This window comes from Buttiauxella sp., assembly GCF_035271705.1.
GTDB lineage: Bacteria > Pseudomonadota > Gammaproteobacteria > Enterobacterales > Enterobacteriaceae > Buttiauxella.
Window position 1 is genome coordinate 1 of the sequence record NZ_DATERI010000143.1, and the last position, 18,851, is coordinate 18,851.

Here is an 18,851-nt window from a genome sequence, read left to right on the forward strand (position 1 = left end):
TGTCACGGTTATCGACAGGGAAGCGGGACCTGCCATGGAAACCAGTGCGGCAAATGCCGGGCAAATCTCACCGGGTTACGCCGCACCCTGGGCCGCACCCGGTGTGCCACTCAAAGCCATCAAATGGATGTTCCAGCGCCATGCTCCGCTGGCCATTAGTCTTGATGGCACGCCATTTCAACTGAAATGGATGCTGCAAATGCTGCGTAACTGCGATATGCACCATTACATGGAAAACAAAGGCCGGATGGTGCGTTTGGCGGAATACAGCCGCGATTGCCTGAAAGAACTGCGCCATAGCACCAGTATTCAATATGAAGGGCGGCAGGGTGGTACGCTGCAACTGTTCCGCACCGCGCAGCAGTTTGAAAACGCCGCTAAAGACATTGCAGTCCTCGAAGACGCCGGTGTGCCCTATCAATTACTGGAAGCCAGCCGCTTAGCCGAAGTCGAACCCGCATTGGCTGATGTTGCCCATAAACTGACGGGCGGCTTGCGCTTACCTAATGACGAAACCGGCGATTGTCAGCTGTTCACGCAAAATCTGGCACGTATGGCCGCCGAAGCAGGTGTGGTGTTTCGTTTCAATACGCCAGTCGATCGTCTGCTGTATGAAGGCCAAAATATTTATGGCGTGCAGTGCGGTAAAGAGGTGGTGAAAGCAGACGCCTATGTGGTCGCATTCGGTTCATACTCCACGGGTTTATTGAAAAATATCGTTGATATTCCTGTCTATCCGCTCAAGGGTTATTCTCTGACCATCCCGATTGCCGATGAGCAAGGGGCCCCGGTTTCGACTATTCTCGATGAGACATACAAAATCGCTATCACGCGTTTTGATCAGCGTATTCGTGTCGGTGGGATGGCAGAGATTGTCGGCTTTAACACTGAATTGCTGCAACCTCGCCGTGAAACCCTGGAAATGGTGGTGCGTGATCTTTATCCACGCGGTGGACACGTTGAACAGGCGACGTTCTGGACGGGGTTACGTCCTATGACGCCAGACGGAACACCGATTGTCGGCCGTACACCCTTCAAGAATTTGTGGCTCAACACCGGGCACGGAACCCTGGGCTGGACGATGGCCTGCGGTTCGGGACAGATGTTAAGTGATTTAATTTCTGGAAGAACCCCTGCGATCCCGTTTGACGATCTCGCGATTGCGCGTTACTCCCCAGGCTTCGCTCCGACAGGCTCTCAACGTCTGCATAACGCTCATAACTCATATCAATACAGGAGTTGATAATGTCCCGTCCTATTGTTGCGACGCTGAAACTGAGCGCGCTACGTAACAATTTACACGTTGTCCGCCAGGCTGCCCCTCATTCTCGTGTCTGGTCGGTGGTCAAAGCGAATGCGTATGGTCATGGTCTTGAGCGTATCTGGTCATCATTACGTGAAACTGATGGTTTCGCGATGCTCAATCTCGAAGAGGCTATTTTGCTGCGTGAACGTGGCTGGAAAGGGCCGATTCTGATGCTCGAAGGCTTTTTCCACGCGGATGAACTGCCGCTGTTTGATCAGTACCGTCTCACCACCAGCCTGCACAGTAACTGGCAGGTGAAGGCGCTGGCGAATGCCAAACTTAACGCACCGCTGGATGTTTACCTGAAGATAAATAGTGGTATGAACCGCCTGGGGTTCAGCCCTGATCGGGTGCATTCGATCTGGCAGCAATTGCGGGCTATTGCCAATGTTGGCCAGTTAACGCTGATGGCACATTTTGCTGATGCTGAGCAACCTGACGGCATTGTTGAACCCATGAAACGCGTAGAGCAGGCGGCGGAAGGCTTAGATTGCCCTCGTTCACTTGCTAATTCCGCAGCAACCCTGTGGCACCCGGAGACGCATTTTGACTGGGTTCGCCCGGGGATTGTGCTGTATGGCGCATCTCCTTCAGGCCAATGGTGCGATGTTGCTAACAGTGGCTTGCAGCCGGTCATGAGTCTGCAAAGCGAAGTTATTGGCGTACAGAATCTAAAACCGGGTGATACGGTGGGTTACGGTAGCCGCTACCGGACGCAGGGTGAGCAGCGTATTGGGATTGTCGCCTGCGGTTACGCCGACGGTTATCCGCGCCTGGCACCTGATGGCACCCCGGTGCGCGTTGACGGTGTGTTGACTCGCACGGTGGGGGCTATTTCGATGGACATGCTGACGGTTGACCTTACTCCATGCCCGCAAGCAGGGATTGGCAGCCCGGTAGAGTTGTGGGGGAACGAAGTTAAAATTGATGATGTCGCCCATGCTGCGGGGACGGTAGGGTACGAACTCATGTGCGCACTGGCGCCACGCGTGCCGGTTGTGACGCAGTTTTAAAAAACGGGGGGATGGCGCTTGCGCGAATCCACCCTACAAAACGTGTAGGTCGGTTAAGCGAAGCGTCACCCAACATTGCCGGTCTTCAGATGTCGGATTAGCGCAAGCGACATCCGACATTAACGTTGCTACTCGGTTTCTTCGCTTTCGACCCGAACACCGATTTTGAGAACCTTGTTATCTTGTTTCTCGGCAACCGTCCAAATCATACCTGCGAATTCCACCTGGTCACCGACCACCGGCGCAGCACCCAGCATGCTCACCACAAATTCACCCAACGTTTGCTGCGTATTCACGCTGTCATCTAACTCAAGGCCATATATCGTTGCGACATCGGAAAACTGCGCGCTGGCTTCAAGAATAAAGTCACCAAAGAAGCGCTGATCGAGTGCCACAGGGGGCGACTGGCTAAACATTTTACCCAGTGCGGGTAGATCACGCTCACGGCCAATCACACAAAGCACATCACCGACTTGTAACCGTGTACGGTCGCCGGGATTCATCAGAACATTGTCACGGAACAGGGCGGCAATGCGCGTGTCTTTTGGCATTTTCAGGTCACGCAGAGAGGCACCAATGCACCATTTTTCTTCGCTGATTTGATAAACAAACTGCTCCCACGGATTTTCCGGATGAATATCCAGACCCACGCGCGAAACCGGCCAACCGACAGGTGGCACCACAACTTTGGCTTTTTTAGCCGCCCAACCCAGTGAAGTCCCCTGTAATAACAGCGAAACCAACACCACGAAGAACGCCACATTGAAGAACAAACGGGCGTTATCAAGGCCCGCCATCATCGGGAATACGGCGAGAATAATCGGTACCGCACCGCGTAATCCCACCCAACTGATAAACACACGTTCACGCAGATTAAAGCCGCGGAACGGCAACAGGCCGAGAAAAACAGACAGCGGACGGGCAAAGAAAATCATCCAGATAGACAGCAGTAAAGCCGGGATTGCAATCGGCAACAAATCTGTCGGATTGACCAGCAGCCCCAGTACCAGGAACATGCCGATTTGCGCAAACCACGCCAGCCCATCAAAGTTTTGTAAAATACCAAAACGGCTGCGAATGGGGCGGTTACCTAACACGAAACCACAAAGATAGACCGCCAGAATCCCGCTACCATTGAGAGCCGTAGTGATGCCAAACACCATAATCCCGCCACTCAGTGCCAGCAGGGGATACAAACCTTGCGGCAAGGTAATGCGGTTGATCATTTGCAATAGCAGATAGCCTCCGCCGAGGCCGAGCAAAATCCCGAGGCCAAACTGTTGGATGATATCCACGATGAACATCCAGCTCAGGCCGGTTTGCCCATGCTGAATCATCTCAATGAGCGTGATGGTCAGAAACACTGCCATCGGGTCGTTACTGCCCGACTCAATCTCAAGTGTGGCACCCACACGTTCGTTAAGACCTTTGCCGCCCAGCAATGAAAACACGGCTGCCGCATCGGTTGAACCCACGATGGCGCCAATCAGCAAACCTTCAATTAAGTTGAGGTTGAATAGCCACGCGGCGGCCATACCGGTTAAACCTGAGGTCACCAACACGCCTATTGTGGCAAGTGAAAGTGCAGGGCCAAGTGCGACACGAAACGAACTGGCCTGAGTGCGCATCCCGCCGTCCAGCAGGATAACCGCCAGCGCCAGGTTACTGACGAGATAAGCGAAAGGATAATTATCAAACGGAATGCCACCAATACCGTCGATACCCGCCAACATGCCGATAGCGAGGAAAATAACCAGGATGGGGATACCAAGACGAGAAGAAAAAGAACTCAATAAGATGCTACAAGTTACCAATACGGAACCTAAAATAAACAGACTGACGATCGCCCCTGCGTCCAAAATTATCTTTCTCCTTTTGCCTGTGCCAAACGTGTGCAAATGTTAACACGAATGCATTGATTAATTGTGCTAACTGAAGGCCATAGGCGACTTTATTTGCCTCAGAACGGGATGACCACTGACCGTCAGGTTGGCGGTTTGCCCATCGTGATGCAGTTCACCATACGCCCCCAGAGGAAGGGTGACGGTTTCAGGTTCATGACCGAACGGTAAATCGCGCAGCACAGGAATCGATAAGCGTTGTTGTAGCATCTGGCACATTTCGTCGAAGTTATACCCATCGTCATAATCACTCAGCGTTGCACCATTAAAACTGCCCAGAATCAGCGCTTTTTGACGAGCTAAAATCCCCGCGTGATGAAGTTGCAGTAATAAGCGCTCAACGCGGAATGGGTGCTCGTTAATATCTTCAACCACTAAAATGCCGCCATCAATAACGGTCAGCCAGGGTGAACCTATCATCGACACCAGCATCGCGAGATTTCCGCCCCACAATGTACCGCTCGCCGAACAGGCCGGGGTGGCGCTGGGCCAACTGACCGTAAATTTCGGCTCGGTAATCGCTTGCCAGAAATGCTGCCAGGTAAAGCTGTTTAACGCTTCTGCGCCAAAGTTCCCGGCAAGCATCGGCCCGCTAAAGGTAATCGTCCCGGTTTGGGAAAGGAGTGCTAACTGGATGGCGGTGAAATCGCTATGCCCGCAAATTATCGGTGTACGTTCATCAAAGGCGCGTCCCAGTTTCGAATAGTCAATATTTTCAAGTAAGCGAGTAGCCCCATAACCACCACGTACCGCCAGCACGATGTCACATTCTGCTGGTAGGGCAGATAAATCCTGAATATCTGTTAGCCGTTGAGCGTCCGTTCCGGCAAAACGTTGGAAGCGCCGGGTCACCACCGATTGGTTCTCAACCCGGTGCCCAGAGGCTTTCAAACGCTCGATACCGCGCGCCGCCGCCGCCTGGTTAACACAGAATCCTGAGGGGGCAATCAAACGAATCGTGGACATGGCATTTCCTTGCGTAAAGTGAATTGGTTATCATGCCGCTTGAAACGGTGGTTGTCACCCGCCGACAAAGACGAATCGCAGTAATTACGGCTCAGTAATATAAGGATAGATGCGTGAATATAAGATGGCTGATTGTATTGGTTTTGTTGTTAGCGGGCTGTTCAAGTAAAACAACCAAACAACCTGAGTGGGATCCAACAAAACCGGTACAACGCGCATTAACCTGGATGCCGATAACCGAACAAGCAGGAAAAGAGTGGGGTGTGAGCCCACGTGTGGTGACGGCAATTATTGCGGTGGAATCCGGTGGCAATCCAAGCCTGGTCAGTAAGTCTAATGCTGTGGGTCTGATGCAGATTAAAGCGTCAACGGCGGGCAAAGATGTCTATCGCCATCTGGGGTGGGGCGGGCAGCCGTCAACCAGCGAACTGAAAGACCCTGCTCGTAACATCTCGATTGGTACCGCGTATTTGAGCATTCTTGAACATGGCATTCTGGCCGGTATTGAAGACCCGGAAACAATGCAATATGCCTTACTGGCCGCGTACGCTAACGGCGCGGGGGCATTACTAAGGACGTTCTCATCCGATCGCAAAAAGGCCATTGATGAGATCAATGACCTAAGTCCAGACGAGTTTTACGAATACATCGCTAAGAATCACCCTGCGCCGCAAGCACCACGTTACTTATATAAAGTATCCAAAGCGCTAAACGCGATGTGATTATTTTACCCGGTCTGCTTTTTCGCGGGCCGAACGTTCCAGAGAGAAAATAATACGCTGCAATTCGCGCTCCACGGCTGGATTAACGTTAAGAAAACGGAAACTCAGGCGCGGGGTGCTGATGGTCTCGTTTTTGCTGTCGATCACTTTTCGTTCAGATAAGGTGATCAATTGCATATCAAAGCGGAATTTTCCCCACTGCACTAAATCGATTTCCACCTGTGAAAAACGCATTCCGACCTTCAGTCCTTCAGGAAGCGGCCCGTTCAACAACGCCCCCATCCCTCCGAGTGACAAATCACTTAACCTGAACTGGAAAGGGGAACCATTTGGTAGCGACGTATTGCACAAATAATAGGGCTGCAACGGTGCGGAAATTCGGAAATACTCGCGACGCTGTATAAACCATAAGGCAGACGGGATTGGTGTACTGAATGCCGGTAAATCCAGGTAATTCATCACCTGCAATTTAGGCAAGCTAAACTCAACTTTTGCCCCTTCCGTTTCTGCGCTGAATTGAATGTCTGTCGCTTTTTGCACAGCCTGATTGTCCAGCGACTGGCTGCCAAAATCCACAATCAAACCCGCTGCTGTGACCTCCAGGATTTTGCTGATGAACTGCCCTGACTGCCAACTTAGACGAATAGGCACTTGGTTTTTATGCAGATCACGTAACACGCCTAATACTGCCAGAGGACTTCGTTTCAGAAACTGCTCGTTATAGTTACTCAAGGCCAGGTCCATGTTGTGTTTTGAAAGCTGTAAGAAATAATATCGGCAGAATACTAAAAAACTTAAGATAAATATCAGATTTTTATTTTCTAAAATTCAATGAGTTGATTATGTCCATCACATGTTTCTAACACTTGATTATACTTACCGTACCGACAGACAGAAGCCCCGCGGTCATGTTGATGGGGGTTCTGACTTGTAACCACGCACAATAATTAAGAGGACGGTTAACATGGGTATTCTGGCCTGGATTGTTTTCGGTTTAATAGCGGGTGTTATTGCAAAACTTCTGATGCCGGGAAGGGACGGCGGAGGTTTTATTCTGACCTGCATTTTAGGGATCATCGGTGCCGTTGTCGGTGGCTGGATAGCAACATTTCTTCATATTGGTGGCAATGTCACGGGCTTTAACTTACCGAGTTTCCTGGTTGCCGTTGCGGGCGCGATTATTGTGCTAATTATTTACCGCATGGTTCGACGATAATTCTGTTACCTGTCTGGCAGTAGAATTCTCAGGCCCTGGATTTTTCCAGGGCCTTTTCTTTGCTATTGATTTATCTAATGAATGGTTTTTTTGTGCCATAACGGGGGACGACTGGGAAGTCGGCTCTTATTCTGTGAATAAGCGAAGCGTAAAAGTAGGCTGGTTATCTTATTGTTTTTCGTAAATATACTCAGGGAGATCGAAATGAAAAGAAAACTGCTGGCAGGCCTGATAGCCGCCGCTGTTGCGCTTAGCTGTCCTGTATTCGCACAAAAAGTAGCGGTGACATATAGCAACGGAACAGTCATTGGGTCGAAAGAGGCTGGCGTTGAGTCTTATAAGGGGATTCCCTACAGTCAACCGCCGGTTGGCGCGTTACGATGGCAGCCCCCGCAACCCGTGAAAAGTTGGTCGGGTGAACGGCAGGCTGTCAATTATGGGAATGACTGTTTGCAGGATCCTTTCCCCGGTGATGCCGCCCCGGTTGGCGTCGCAGGGCTAAGCGAGGACTGCCTGACGATTAACGTATGGCGCCCGCTGCATGCAGAAGGAAAATCACTGCCAGTTATGGTATGGATTTACGGTGGTGGCTTCGTTAACGGAGGTTCTTCGCCTACGGTCTACAGCGGTGAAGAATTTGCCAAAGAGGGGGTGGTCTTTGTCAGCTTTAACTACCGCATTGGGCGGTTTGGTTTCTTTGCTCACCCGGCATTAGCACAGGAGCCGTTACGCGGTAATTATGGCCTGATGGACCAGATTGCTGCCTTGCAATGGGTGCAAAAAAACATTGCTACTTTTGGCGGTAACGCGAAAAAAGTCACCTTGTTCGGTGAGTCTGCAGGTGGATTCTCTGTTGTCAGCTTATTAACGACTCCGCAGGCAAGCGGGTTATTCCAGCAGGCGATCATCGAGTCAGGCTCCGGGCGGCACAACATTACCCCGAATCTGACCTACAAAGAGGCGGAGCAGGCTGGTTTGGCCTTTGCACATTTTCAGGGAATTAAAGGTGAAGGGGCCGAAGCGTTACAACACCTGCGTGACTTACCCGCATCAACCCTGATGAAGGGCCTGAATATGGCCACGATGCAGGCTGATAAAGGCTATTCCGGGCCGATGATTGACGGACGTTTGATCACGGGCGAACCGCAGGAGCGGTTTAGCGCAGGTGAGTTTGCAAAAGTACCGCTTATCGTTGGGGTAACGGATTCAGATATCGGTTTTGCTCCCCGTGTTAACGATCTACAACAGGCGTTGAAACCGTTGGGGAATATCGATCCCGCTCTGGCGCGTAACGCGTATGACCCTCAGGGGAAAATGTCCCCCCAGCAGTTGGCTGATGCTATTGCCAGCGACCAGTTTATGGTGGAACCGGCACGATTCCTGGCGCAGGAAATCAGCCGTTACAATGTGCCAGTGTGGCAATACCGCTTCGGTTATGTGGCCGAGTCTATGCGGCAGCCCGATCAGGGCGCGGCTCATGCCACTGAAATTCCCTATGTGTTCAATACACTCAAAGGCCGTTACGGCAAAGCAGTGACAGCGCAGGACAACGCTGTCGCCCAGCAAATGCATCAATATTGGGTTAATTTTGCTAAATCGGCGAACCCGAACGGTGAGGGATTACCCGTCTGGCAACCTTATCAAAAGCAAAAGGATAATCTGTTGATGTTCCCGAAAGGGGGGGCCAAAGATACCGCTGAGATCCCGGACCCATGGGCCAGGAGATTGGATCTGATTTCAAATATTCAGTAACACAGCCGCCTGAATAAGGTCCCGGAAATTACCGGGACCCCGGATTGCTGTTAAGTTTTACTGCCTGGTGAAGAAATCGTTGTACAACATATAAAGATGCGCGGCACTCCATGAGAAGTTAGGTGCGCCTTGTTGTTCACCGGTCAGCGGATTGTAGTTCTCACGAATTGGCCCGTCGGTAATCAGCCCGTTAGCATGCGCAAAGAAGCGATTAGCCATTTCGACCGCATCAGCACGATAGCCATAGCGTTCCATTCCTTTCAGCCCGAAGTAGAACTGATCCACCCACACGCGTCCGCGCCAGTAAATATCAGGCCCAAATGCCGGGTTGGTGAGGGCTGCGGTGCCCAAAGGCACGTAAGTATTGAACTCTTTCGGGTCTTTCATCACCTTAACAACGGCGTCAGCATGTTGCTGGGTGGCGGCACCGTTAAATAACGGTGACCAGCCTTCCGGCCCTTTGCCACGCGCTACGATAGGTTTCCCCGCACAGCCATTCGCCAACGGCTTATCCTCAATGCGGATGTCGTAATAGAAGCCGGTCGCGTCGTCGAACATACAGGTGTTAATGTAATCAGCCAGTTTTTTGGCGTGACCACGGAATTTCTGCGCATCATCCTTTTTGCCCAGAATATCGGCCATTTCCGCCAGGTAACTGCTGTCACTGTACATGTAGCTGGCCTGATCAACCGACTCCTGGAGCAACGAATAGCCCAGCAAAGTGCCATCTGGTGCGCGGTTTTCCGCGAACAGCACCTGCCAGTCTTCGCGCTTACCGCCTTTATCCAGATAACGCTGCAACTGGTCTGGTTCGATAAAACCAAATACCGCCGCACCATCACGCCCTGATTCCCAGGCTGCCGCAACCTGCGCCGGAATATCGATGCTGTCATACTTTCCGCTGCGTAACACGCGGTTGTAATTCTCCAGACCGACCATTTTTTGCTCTTTGTTGCCGCGTTTAACGGTAAAGATCATCTCGCCATTGGCGGTGTTATGCGCTTTGTCGCGAGTCGCGCCATACTCCGGCACACCGTTGTGGTTATGGTCGCGGTTACGTAACCACCAGTCATGGTAAGCCACCAGATGCGGATACATCTCTTCCAGCCAGGCCTTATCACCAGTGGTTTTATACACTTCCATCACTGACCACGCGGCGAGACTTGGCTTGGTATTGCGCTCGTTCCAGTTGCTGCCATCGCCCCCGCGCTCAGCGTTGGTGTTATACGCCAGCAGATCCGGTACAAAGCCCGCATCCCACGGGCGAACAGAGTCATCAGCCGGGATTTGCCACGCAAATATGGCGCGGATGTTATCTTTTGCCACGTCTGGGTTGAAATGCGCCATCGCGTACGCCTGTTTCCAGGTGTCCCACGGCCAGGTCTGGTTACCAGAGAACCAACGTCCAGTTACCGACGGGGTGACGGAGTCGAATTTCATCGCCCCTGCAACACCGCGCCAGTTGCCATTGAGAGTCTCAATCGACTTTACCGCAACGCGTGTCTGAGCCGTTGTGGCATCAGGATTGTTTAATCCTTTCTTCAGATAACCTTCCCAGCGTTGCTCCGTGGCGGTGAGATACGACTGCGGATGCTGAAAAATATCGCTGATTTTGGCTTGTTCTTTTTGTACTTCGGCAGCCGTCAGCAGATGAGAGTAGGTGGTATAGATAGTGGTGGAACTGGCGATATTCGCCTTCGCCACAAAACGATGCCCGTTGATTTGCGTGCGCATTGGTAGCGTTTTGTGGATTTGGTATTGCGACTCGCCAGATGTCATCAGATTAGAATCGGAGCGCACTTTGCCAAAGCTCACGTTCAGCCCGTCTTGGGTGGCGTGTAGTGTGCGGTCGTATGCAGGGAATGCCTGATCAATCGTCTCGTTTGACTGTGATTTTTGTTCCTGTAGATGATATTTTTCCAGTAACTGCCCATCCCACACCAGCTCAAGCGGCGTGTCGGTGGTGATTTCTGTCGCCAGTAAAGAGGTGCGGGAAGTGACAAAACGCAGCGTCATTTGTACCGTAATACCAGGGGCGGTAAGCGTTTGAATCAATGCGCCTGGAATGCTGTAGGCCTGCATGGTGAACGCCACTTTCTTTCCGTCTTTGTACACACTCAGGCGGTCGAAATTATTTGCCATAAAGTTGATGTACTCTTCGGTCAGCAGCGCAGGCCCGGGGAACCCGCCCATGCCTTCACTGTTGGCGGGCAGCAAATGCCCGTGCCACGCACCATCATCAAACAGTGGGTTAAAGCGCTGATGCTCATCAAAATCGTAATCGAGCATCGCTTGCGGCGCACCCGTGCGGTCAATCACGTTGTGGAACTGATTGGCTTTTAAATCAGTATGTTTGGTGCTACAGCCTGCCACAATCAACAGCACGGCGAGGGGGGCAAGACGGTGTAATAGTTTCATATAGTTTCCTTACCAGTAAAAATATTGCATCACGAATACTGAGTTGCTGGCATCCGTGGTGTCGTTATCCAGATAAAAGCGGCTGTCGAGGGCAGTGGCAAATTTGCCATCGCCATATTCATACCAGACACCCAATTGCGCGTAGGAGGTGGTTTCATCCTCGGCGTTATCCAACTGGTGCTGTGCGTAGCTCCAGGCTGTGGAGAGATAAAGCCCTTTGGACGGCTCAATCATGCCGCTGACCATCATCCCGGTTTCACTGCCGGGGTTATAACCATCCCCTTTACCGGTGTGATGCCACACACGGCCAGCCAGATGTTTACCCTGCAAACCCAATAAATACATTTGCCCTGTGCCATCGGTCACTTCCAGCCCGTTAAGCAGCGTTAAATCATCCAGAATGTCGTACAGAACATAGCCATTGATCATCGCCCGATAGGTGTATTTATCTGAATAACGGTCGTATTTTCCGAAATGTAGCCACGCTTCACTTTCATCAACACGGCTTTCAGGTGCGGCAGTGACACTGTAACGAAGTTTGCCCGTCAGGTTTTGCAACTTCGCGGCGTAAGTTAAATCGCGGGTATTGGGAATGACATAACCGTATTCCGGTGTGAAATCGCCCCACCATTGCAAATCGTCCAGTGAAGAATCGTTACGTCCGCTCAGAATAAATTCGGTGCCTTTATCGGTGCGATAACCGCCGTAAAAACGGTTAATGCCCCCTTCGAAACCGCCCCAACTGTGATCCGGTACCCAGGCGTTGCCCTGATGATCGGCCTGCACCGTCCAGCCTTCGCCATACAGCAGCCCAAACCAGTTGCCGTGTTTGATTTCCAGGCCGCCTTCGATATAGGTGCCATCGCTATACTTATGTTTATCATCGCCGTTCAGGTAGACGCTGCCACCCAGACCCATCTCGCCGTAAAAGCGAAAAGTGGTTTCGGCAGGGTTTGTCGCCAGCGCAGGTGGTACAGGGGTCTGACGTTCAGCAGGAACGACAGCTTCAGCCGCCAGTAATGTTCCTGCGGGTGCAAGCAGTAATACGAGCGGTATCCCTGACAAAATCTTAACCATAAGTCCATTCCTTGTAGATATTGCTGATCTCAGTCCGCAGAATAGAGCTTATATTAGTTAATATTTTACTAAAAAATACACTAAAATTAGTAAAGCGATAAGTCGGTCACAACTCACATTGTATTGATAGAGGTGAAACTAAGGGCTATACATGCCCATGTGATGACATTAAGCTGTTGTTTTCATCAGGTGATTATTGGGATGTTATGGCTACATTGAAGGAAATTGCCGAAGCGGCCCAGGTCTCTGTGGCGACCGTTTCACGGGTGCTCAATGACGACCCGAGTTTGAGCGTCAAAACACAGACACGCCAAAAAATCCTCGAAGCCGCAGAAAGACTGGAATACAAAGTCCCCAGCGCGAAACGGCAGGCCAGCCAGCGGCTGACGTTTGCGGCACTGTATACCCATGGGCAAGAACTGGAGATTAACGATCCCTATTACCTGGCGATGCGCTATGGCATTGAAACACAATGCGAAAAATTGGGGATTACCCTTGTTTCTTGTTACGACTTTAAAAGCGAACGCCCGGTTGTTGCGGCCATCGATGGTTTACTGATTATTGGTAAACCTCAGCCAGCCGCCCAGGCATGGCTTGAACAACAAGAACTCCCTCTGGTGTTCCTGGATGGTGTGACTGATGATCCGCGTTTTGACTGCGTCAGCGTAGACTTGTACAAAATCAGCCGTAAAGTTATCGATTACTTCATCTCGCGCGGTTATATGCGGATTGGTTTTATCGGTGGCCGCGATGACCCAGCCTATGCCGACCAGCGTGAAGAAGCTTTCGTAGAGTATGGGCGTAGTAAGAAAGTGGTCAGCGCGCAGGATGTCTATTACGGCGACTTTAGCAGCCAGTCTGGCTACCAATGCGCGTTGAAAATGCTTGCTACATCAGGTGATTACCCACCAGCGTTATTCGTTGCTACCGACTCCATTGCCATTGGTGTGCTGCGCGCTCTGCATGAACATGGGGTTAAAGTCCCGCAGCAAATGGCGTTAATCAGCGTTAACGATATTCCTACCGCGCGCTTTGTTTTCCCCGCGTTGTCTACCGTGCGTATCCATTCTGAAACGATGGGTGCCCAGGCGGTAAATCTTTTAATGGAGCGCCTGCGTGATGAACGCACCATTCCGTTATCGGTGTTTATCCCAAGCTCGTTGCAGTTGCGAGATACTACAACTCTAAGCTAACCAATTGTTTTATCAGGTGGATTAGCGATGCGACATCCACCGTCTTTTTTACCCCCTGTTATTTTATTGTGATCTTCTCGTCATTTAGTAAAATTCGATTTTATGTTTTAGTAAATATTTACTATTGTTTGCCTCATACACACGTAATGAGGATGTTGGCGTGAATAACTGGGAAAACCTAAACAAACAATCTGAGAACCGGCTGCCACCACGCGCCTGGTTTCATGGTTACGCAAGCGAAGCGCAGGCAAAAACGCTTGAGCGGCAAGAAAGCCTCGGTTTTATGTTGCTCAGCGGGAAATGGGCGTTTAACTATTTTGACCATCCTGCAAAAGTGCCTGAAGAGTTTTACCGCCAGGCGATGCCAGAGTGGGGCGAAATTACCGTGCCGGGTATGTGGCAAATGGAAGGTCACGGCAATTTGCAGTATACCGACGAAGGATTTCCTTTCCCGATTGATGTGCCTTTTGTTCCCACCAACAACCCAACCGGTGCCTACCAGCGCCAGTTTTCCCTGACCGCTGAATGGCTGCAACGCCAGATCCTTATCAAATTTGATGGCGTAGAAACCTACTTTGAAGTGTACGTCAACGGCCACTACGTTGGGTTCAGCAAAGGTAGCCGCCTGACGGCAGAGTTTGACATCAGCCCTTACGTGCAAACCGGTGACAACTTACTCTCGGTCCGCGTCATGCAATGGGCGGATTCAACCTACATTGAAGACCAGGACATGTGGTGGATGGCGGGGATATTCCGCGACGTTTACCTGACCGGTCAGCCTAATGTGCATCTGCATGATTTTACGGTCATCACGGAATTTGATGAAAACTACTGTGATGCCGAACTCCAGCTTTCCTGCACTTTGCGCAACATCACCGCGACGCCTGCCGCAGGTTATCAACTGCTGGCGCAATTATTTGATGGCGAAAAATGTCTCGCCGAACAGCAACTCGATGCGCTGTCTGTCCACAGCGATACGAGCTGCCAGTTCGTCATCCCGGTTAAGCAACCTAAACAGTGGAACGCAGAACAGCCGAATCTCTATTTGCTGCTGTTAACGCTGCGCGATAACCAGGGCGAGATCGTCGAAGTGGTGCCGCAGCAGGTTGGGTTCCGCGATATCGTCGTTCGCGACGGCTTGTTTTACGTGAATGGTCGCTACCTGAAACTGCACGGCGTCAACCGCCACGATCATGATCAGCAAAAAGGCCGCGCCATTGATATGGCACGTGCCGAGCGCGACATCATTCTGATGAAGCAGCACAACATCAACTCGGTACGCACCGCGCATTATCCTAACGACCCACGTTTTTATGCCCTGTGCGACCAGTACGGCCTGTTTGTCATGGCGGAAACCGACCTGGAAAGCCACGGTTTTGCTAACGTCGGTGATATCAGCCGCATAACGGATGATCCCGCCTGGGAGCAGGCTTACGTTGAGCGCATTGAACGCCATGTTCTGGCTCAGAAAAATCACCCGTCGGTCATCATTTGGTCATTGGGTAATGAATCTGGTTACGGCTGCAACATCCGCGCGATGACCGCGCGTTGTAAAGAGCTGGACCCGACACGTCTGGTGCATTACGAAGAAGATCGTGATGCGGAAGTGGTGGACATGATCAGCACCATGTATTCCCGTGTCTCAATGATGAACGCCTTTGGTGAGTATCCGCATCCGAAGCCGCGCATCCTGTGCGAATATGCCCACGCGATGGGGAACGGGCCGGGCGGGTTGGCGGAATATCAGGCGGTTATCAATCAGCATAAAAGCCTGCAAGGACATTACATCTGGGAATGGTGCGACCACGGCTTGTTAGTGCATGACGAGCAAGGGCGCGAGCGCTATCAATACGGTGGCGATTACGGCGACTACCCAAACAACTATAACTTCTGCATGGACGGGCTGATTTATCCCGACCAGCGTCTGGGGCCTGGTCTGCGTGAATACAAGCAAGTGCTCTGCCCGGTTGCGGTTCAGCAAACCGAAAAAGATGATGTGTTGCTGGTGGAAAACCGTTACTGGTTCAGCGCGTTAAACGATATCGAACTCCAGGTCAGTTATCGGGTTGATGGTGAAATCTTCGCGCAACAAACGCTGGCGGCACCTTGTTTACAACCCGGTGAAAAAGAACAACTGTGCCTCAACGCTCCGTCGCTGCCAGCGGGTGAAGTGTTTATTAATGTTGAAGTTTACAAACGTCACGCAACGCCATACAGCGATGCGATGTCTTTGCTGGGCCATTATCAAATCTTGCGCCAGGCGGCAGGTGCGCGCGAAGTGCTGCCAGTGAAACCATCCCGTTCGCTGCACAGCGAAACGCGCGGGCATCAGCAAATCGTCAGCGGTGCAGATTTTTCCCTGATCTTCTGCCGCCTGAGTGGTGAGCTGACTTCATGGTGGGTGAATGGTGAAGAGATCGTCGGGCGCGCACCGCATCTCACGTTCTTCAAGCCGACGATTGATAACCATAAGCAGGAATTTGAAGGGCTGTGGCAGCCGTATCACCTCCACCTGATGCAGCATCATTTCCGCGCAATGCGCCAAACCACGCAAGGTGACGATCTGGTCATTGAAGTGGATAGCGTGATTGCGCCGCCAGTTTTCGATTTTGGTATGCGTTGTACCTATCAGTGGCGGATTACCCCTGCGGGCCATGTGTCACTTGAACTTTCGGGCACGCCTTACGGAAATTATCAGGCGATTATTCCAAAAATCGGCCTCGATTTTGGCATCAGCAAGCGTTTCAGCGAAGTGGAATATTACGGCCGTGGGCCGGGTGAAAACTACGGTGATAGCTGCCAGAGCAACTTGATTGGCCGTTACCGCCAGTCGGTTGACAGCCTGTTTGAAAATTACCCGTTCCCGCAAGATAACGGTAACCGCCAGCAAGTACGTTGGCTCACCGTTGAAGATGAAAAGGGGAATGGTCTTTTTATTCAGCCGCGTAAACCGATTAACTTCAGCCTCTGGCCGTATAGCGCCGACATGCTCCAGCAGGCACAACACATCAATGAGCTTGAGGAAAGCGACTATCTGACGCTGAATCTTGATGACCAAATCCTCGGCTTAGGTTCCAACTCCTGGGGTTCAGAGGTGCTGGATTCGTTCCGGGTTTATCTCCAACCGTTTAGCTACGGCTTCACTATGGTGCCATTCAGCCAGGCGCAAATGGCTCCGGTTGAGCTGGCGAAATACGATTTCCAGCAGGCTTCGGCAGCGAGGGACGTGGAATGATTATTTTAAATACCTTAGAAGATTTTAAACGCATCTATCATGCCGGAAAGAAATGGCAACGCTGCATGGAAGCGATTAACAACCTTAATAATATTAAGCCCAATATTTTTTATTCGATTGGCGATTCGCTGGTTTATCGCCTGGCGGAAGGCTCCAGCGAAAATAGCGAATTATTTGCAGGGAATCGCCGTTATTTCGACGTGCATTATTACCTCGGCGGGCAAGAAACCGTTGAAATAGCGGATAAAAACGACTTAACCCCGGAAATGGCTTATCGCGATGAAACTGACTGTGAGTATTTACGCGGGCAGGGCGAGGCTCATCAGCTCAAAGCAGGCAATGTGGTTATTTTTGAAAATCATCAGGCGCACCGTTTTTCGCACGCTGAAGGCGTGAGAAAGGTGATTTTAAAAGTGACGATTGAGGAAACCTATTTCCTTAATAAATAAGCTGTTAATCACTGACTAGTGTCGGGTGGCGCTGACGCTTATCCGAGCTACAAAAAGCACTTATAAAAAATATACCCTACACAATGTGGAGTTCTCATGGCTTCAACAAACAGAAATACCATTGGCAAGTTTGGCTTATTGGCGATGACATTTGCGGCGGTTTTCAGCTTCAATAACGTCATTAACAATAACGTGCAACTTGGCATTGCATCGGCACCGGTTTTCCTGGTGGCTACGCTTATTTACTTTATTCCGTTCTGTTTAATCATCGCTGAATTTGTTTCGCTAAACCGTAATTCAGAAGCTGGGGTTTACGCCTGGGTAAAAAGTGCACTCGGTGGCCGTTGGGCATTTATCACCGCCTACACCTATTGGTTTGTGAACTTGTTTTTCTTCACCGCGTTATTGCCCCGGGTCATTGCCTACGCTTCGTATGCGTTCCTCGGTTATGACTATATTTTCACGCCATTAACCACGGCCATCATCAGTATTATCTTGTTCGCATTCTCCACCTGGATTTCAAACCACGGGGCGAAATTGCTCGGGCCAATGACGTCAGTGACCTCCACGCTGATGTTATTACTCACTTTCTCCTACATTATTCTGGCCGGCGCTGCGGTGATGGGTGGTGTTGAACCGGCTGACCCGATTAACGTGCAGGCCATTACTCCGCAATTTAGCTGGGCGTTCCTCGGTATTATTGCGTGGATTTTCCAGGCTGCGGGTGGTGCAGAATCCGTGGCGGTGTACGTCAACGACGTTAAGGGCGGTAGCAAAGCATTCGTCAAAGTCATCATTCTTTCTGGGCTATTTATCGGCGTCTTGTATACCGTTTCATCGCTGCTGATCAACGTCTTCGTCCACAAAGCTGATTTGCACTACACCGGCGGCACGGTGCAGGTCTTTGGCGGTCTGGCGCAACACTTTGGTCTGCCAGTAGTGCTGATGAATCGTTTTGTCGGGATTATTTCGTTCACGGCAATGTTCGGTTCTTTGCTGATGTGGACGGCGGCACCGGTCAAAATCTTCTTTACTGAGATCCCGAAAGGTATCTTTGGTGCAAAAACGGTCAGCCTGAATCAGCATGGCGTACCGACTCGTGCGGCGTGGATTCAATTCCTGATTGTGATTCCATTGATGCTTATCCCAACTATTGGTTCGGGTAACGTGCAGGAATTAATGAACACCTTGATTAACATGACGGCTGCGGCGTCAATGCTGCCACCGCTGTTTATCATGCTGGCTTACCTGAACTTGCGCCTGAAGTATGATGAAGTGAACCGCGATTTCCGTATGGGTTCGCGGATGCAGGGCATTACCATTGTCAGTGTGTTGATTGTGATTTTCACCGTTGGTTTTATTGCTTCCACCTTCCCGACGGGGGCCAGCATTATGACCATCGTGTTTTATAACGTCGGCGGTCTGGCTATCTTCCTCGGCTATGCCTGGTGGAAATACAACAAATACGAGAAAACCCTCGATGCGAAAGGGCGTTATGAAGCGGATACGCCACTGGCGCAGCTTGCGCTGGAAAAACAGCAGGGCGCAAAGGCTGAAGTGAATATTGCCGGGAGTGTCACTCCGTAGAAGCTCAAATAAATGG

At 51.1% G+C, this 18,851-nt stretch carries 14 protein-coding genes; 9 read left to right on the plus strand and 5 right to left on the minus strand.

Annotated features, from left to right (window positions below; genetic code table 11):
* A partial coding sequence (locus VJY99_RS13260; protein WP_324119158.1) for a D-amino acid dehydrogenase occupies positions 1 to 1,243 on the plus strand: 1,243 nt, incomplete at its 5' end.
* Positions 1,244 to 1,245: 2 nt separating this feature from the next.
* Positions 1,246 to 2,319 (plus strand): catabolic alanine racemase DadX, encoded by a 1,074-nt coding sequence (dadX, locus tag VJY99_RS13265; RefSeq protein ID WP_324119160.1) that lies wholly within the window; start codon positions 1,246 to 1,248, stop codon positions 2,317 to 2,319.
* A gap of 128 nt (positions 2,320 to 2,447) precedes the next feature.
* Here dadX and VJY99_RS13270 read toward each other — a convergent pair whose 3' ends face one another.
* Together VJY99_RS13270 and ldcA are read right to left on the minus strand one after the other, a co-directional pair.
* Positions 2,448 to 4,178, minus strand: coding sequence for a potassium/proton antiporter (locus tag VJY99_RS13270; protein WP_324119162.1), 1,731 nt, complete (start codon positions 4,176 to 4,178; stop codon positions 2,448 to 2,450).
* A 69-nt stretch (positions 4,179 to 4,247) separates the two neighbouring features.
* On the minus strand, positions 4,248 to 5,186 hold the full coding sequence (gene ldcA / locus VJY99_RS13275) for a muramoyltetrapeptide carboxypeptidase (protein ID WP_324119164.1): 939 nt from the start codon (positions 5,184 to 5,186) through the stop codon (positions 4,248 to 4,250).
* Positions 5,187 to 5,299: 113 nt separating this feature from the next.
* Between ldcA and emtA the strand changes: the two genes are divergently transcribed.
* Positions 5,300 to 5,908, plus strand: a complete 609-nt coding sequence (gene emtA / locus VJY99_RS13280; protein WP_324119166.1) for a membrane-bound lytic murein transglycosylase EmtA — start codon at positions 5,300 to 5,302, stop codon at positions 5,906 to 5,908.
* Here emtA and ycgR read toward each other — a convergent pair whose 3' ends face one another.
* Positions 5,909 to 6,640, minus strand: a complete 732-nt coding sequence (ycgR, locus tag VJY99_RS13285) for a flagellar brake protein YcgR (RefSeq protein WP_324119168.1) — start codon at positions 6,638 to 6,640, stop codon at positions 5,909 to 5,911. It lies immediately after the preceding gene.
* Positions 6,641 to 6,872: 232 nt separating this feature from the next.
* Here ycgR and VJY99_RS13290 point away from each other — a divergent pair, with 232 nt between their 5' ends.
* Together VJY99_RS13290 and VJY99_RS13295 are read left to right on the plus strand one after the other, a co-directional pair.
* On the plus strand, positions 6,873 to 7,124 hold the full coding sequence (locus tag VJY99_RS13290; RefSeq protein WP_324119170.1) for a GlsB/YeaQ/YmgE family stress response membrane protein: 252 nt from the start codon (positions 6,873 to 6,875) through the stop codon (positions 7,122 to 7,124).
* A gap of 204 nt (positions 7,125 to 7,328) precedes the next feature.
* Positions 7,329 to 8,876 (plus strand): carboxylesterase/lipase family protein, encoded by a 1,548-nt coding sequence (locus VJY99_RS13295; RefSeq protein ID WP_324119172.1) that lies wholly within the window; start codon positions 7,329 to 7,331, stop codon positions 8,874 to 8,876.
* Positions 8,877 to 8,933: 57 nt separating this feature from the next.
* Here VJY99_RS13295 and ygjK read toward each other — a convergent pair whose 3' ends face one another.
* Complete coding sequence (ygjK, locus tag VJY99_RS13300; RefSeq protein ID WP_324119174.1) at positions 8,934 to 11,294, minus strand: alpha-glucosidase; 2,361 nt, start codon at positions 11,292 to 11,294, stop codon at positions 8,934 to 8,936.
* Between the two features lie 9 nt (positions 11,295 to 11,303).
* Positions 11,304 to 12,371, minus strand: a complete 1,068-nt coding sequence (gene ygjJ / locus VJY99_RS13305; RefSeq protein ID WP_324119176.1) for a protein YgjJ — start codon at positions 12,369 to 12,371, stop codon at positions 11,304 to 11,306.
* A 206-nt stretch (positions 12,372 to 12,577) separates the two neighbouring features.
* Here ygjJ and ebgR point away from each other — a divergent pair, with 206 nt between their 5' ends.
* The 4 genes from ebgR (at position 12,578) to VJY99_RS13325 (ending at position 18,835) form a co-directional block, all read left to right on the plus strand.
* A complete protein-coding gene (gene ebgR / locus VJY99_RS13310) occupies positions 12,578 to 13,564 on the plus strand; it encodes a transcriptional regulator EbgR (protein WP_324119178.1) in 987 nt (328 codons plus the stop codon).
* A 160-nt stretch (positions 13,565 to 13,724) separates the two neighbouring features.
* Positions 13,725 to 16,799: a beta-galactosidase subunit alpha gene (ebgA, locus tag VJY99_RS13315; protein ID WP_324119179.1), complete on the plus strand. Its 3,075-nt coding sequence runs from the start codon at positions 13,725 to 13,727 to the stop codon at positions 16,797 to 16,799.
* On the plus strand, positions 16,796 to 17,248 hold the full coding sequence (locus VJY99_RS13320; RefSeq protein ID WP_324119181.1) for a beta-galactosidase subunit beta: 453 nt from the start codon (positions 16,796 to 16,798) through the stop codon (positions 17,246 to 17,248). Before ebgA ends, VJY99_RS13320 begins: the two co-directional genes overlap by 4 nt.
* 96 nt (positions 17,249 to 17,344) lie before the next feature.
* A complete protein-coding gene (locus VJY99_RS13325) occupies positions 17,345 to 18,835 on the plus strand; it encodes an amino acid permease (protein ID WP_324119183.1) in 1,491 nt (496 codons plus the stop codon).
* Positions 18,836 to 18,851: the final 16 nt, after the last annotated feature.

What these genes read in the sequence shown, in the direction of transcription:
- ygjK (WP_324119174.1), bottom strand. Translation starts at nt 11,294, where the DNA reads ATGAAACTATTACACCGTCTTGCCCCCCTCGCCGTGCTGTTGATTGTG.
- VJY99_RS13290 (WP_324119170.1), top strand. Translation starts at nt 6,873, where the DNA reads ATGGGTATTCTGGCCTGGATTGTTTTCGGTTTAATAGCGGGTGTTATT.
- ldcA (WP_324119164.1), bottom strand. Translation starts at nt 5,186, where the DNA reads ATGTCCACGATTCGTTTGATTGCCCCCTCAGGATTCTGTGTTAACCAG.
- ebgR (WP_324119178.1), top strand. Translation starts at nt 12,578, where the DNA reads ATGGCTACATTGAAGGAAATTGCCGAAGCGGCCCAGGTCTCTGTGGCG.
- VJY99_RS13325 (WP_324119183.1), top strand. Translation starts at nt 17,345, where the DNA reads ATGGCTTCAACAAACAGAAATACCATTGGCAAGTTTGGCTTATTGGCG.
- VJY99_RS13295 (WP_324119172.1), top strand. Translation starts at nt 7,329, where the DNA reads ATGAAAAGAAAACTGCTGGCAGGCCTGATAGCCGCCGCTGTTGCGCTT.
- dadX (WP_324119160.1), top strand. Translation starts at nt 1,246, where the DNA reads ATGTCCCGTCCTATTGTTGCGACGCTGAAACTGAGCGCGCTACGTAAC.
- VJY99_RS13320 (WP_324119181.1), top strand. Translation starts at nt 16,796, where the DNA reads ATGATTATTTTAAATACCTTAGAAGATTTTAAACGCATCTATCATGCC.
- ygjJ (WP_324119176.1), bottom strand. Translation starts at nt 12,371, where the DNA reads ATGGTTAAGATTTTGTCAGGGATACCGCTCGTATTACTGCTTGCACCC.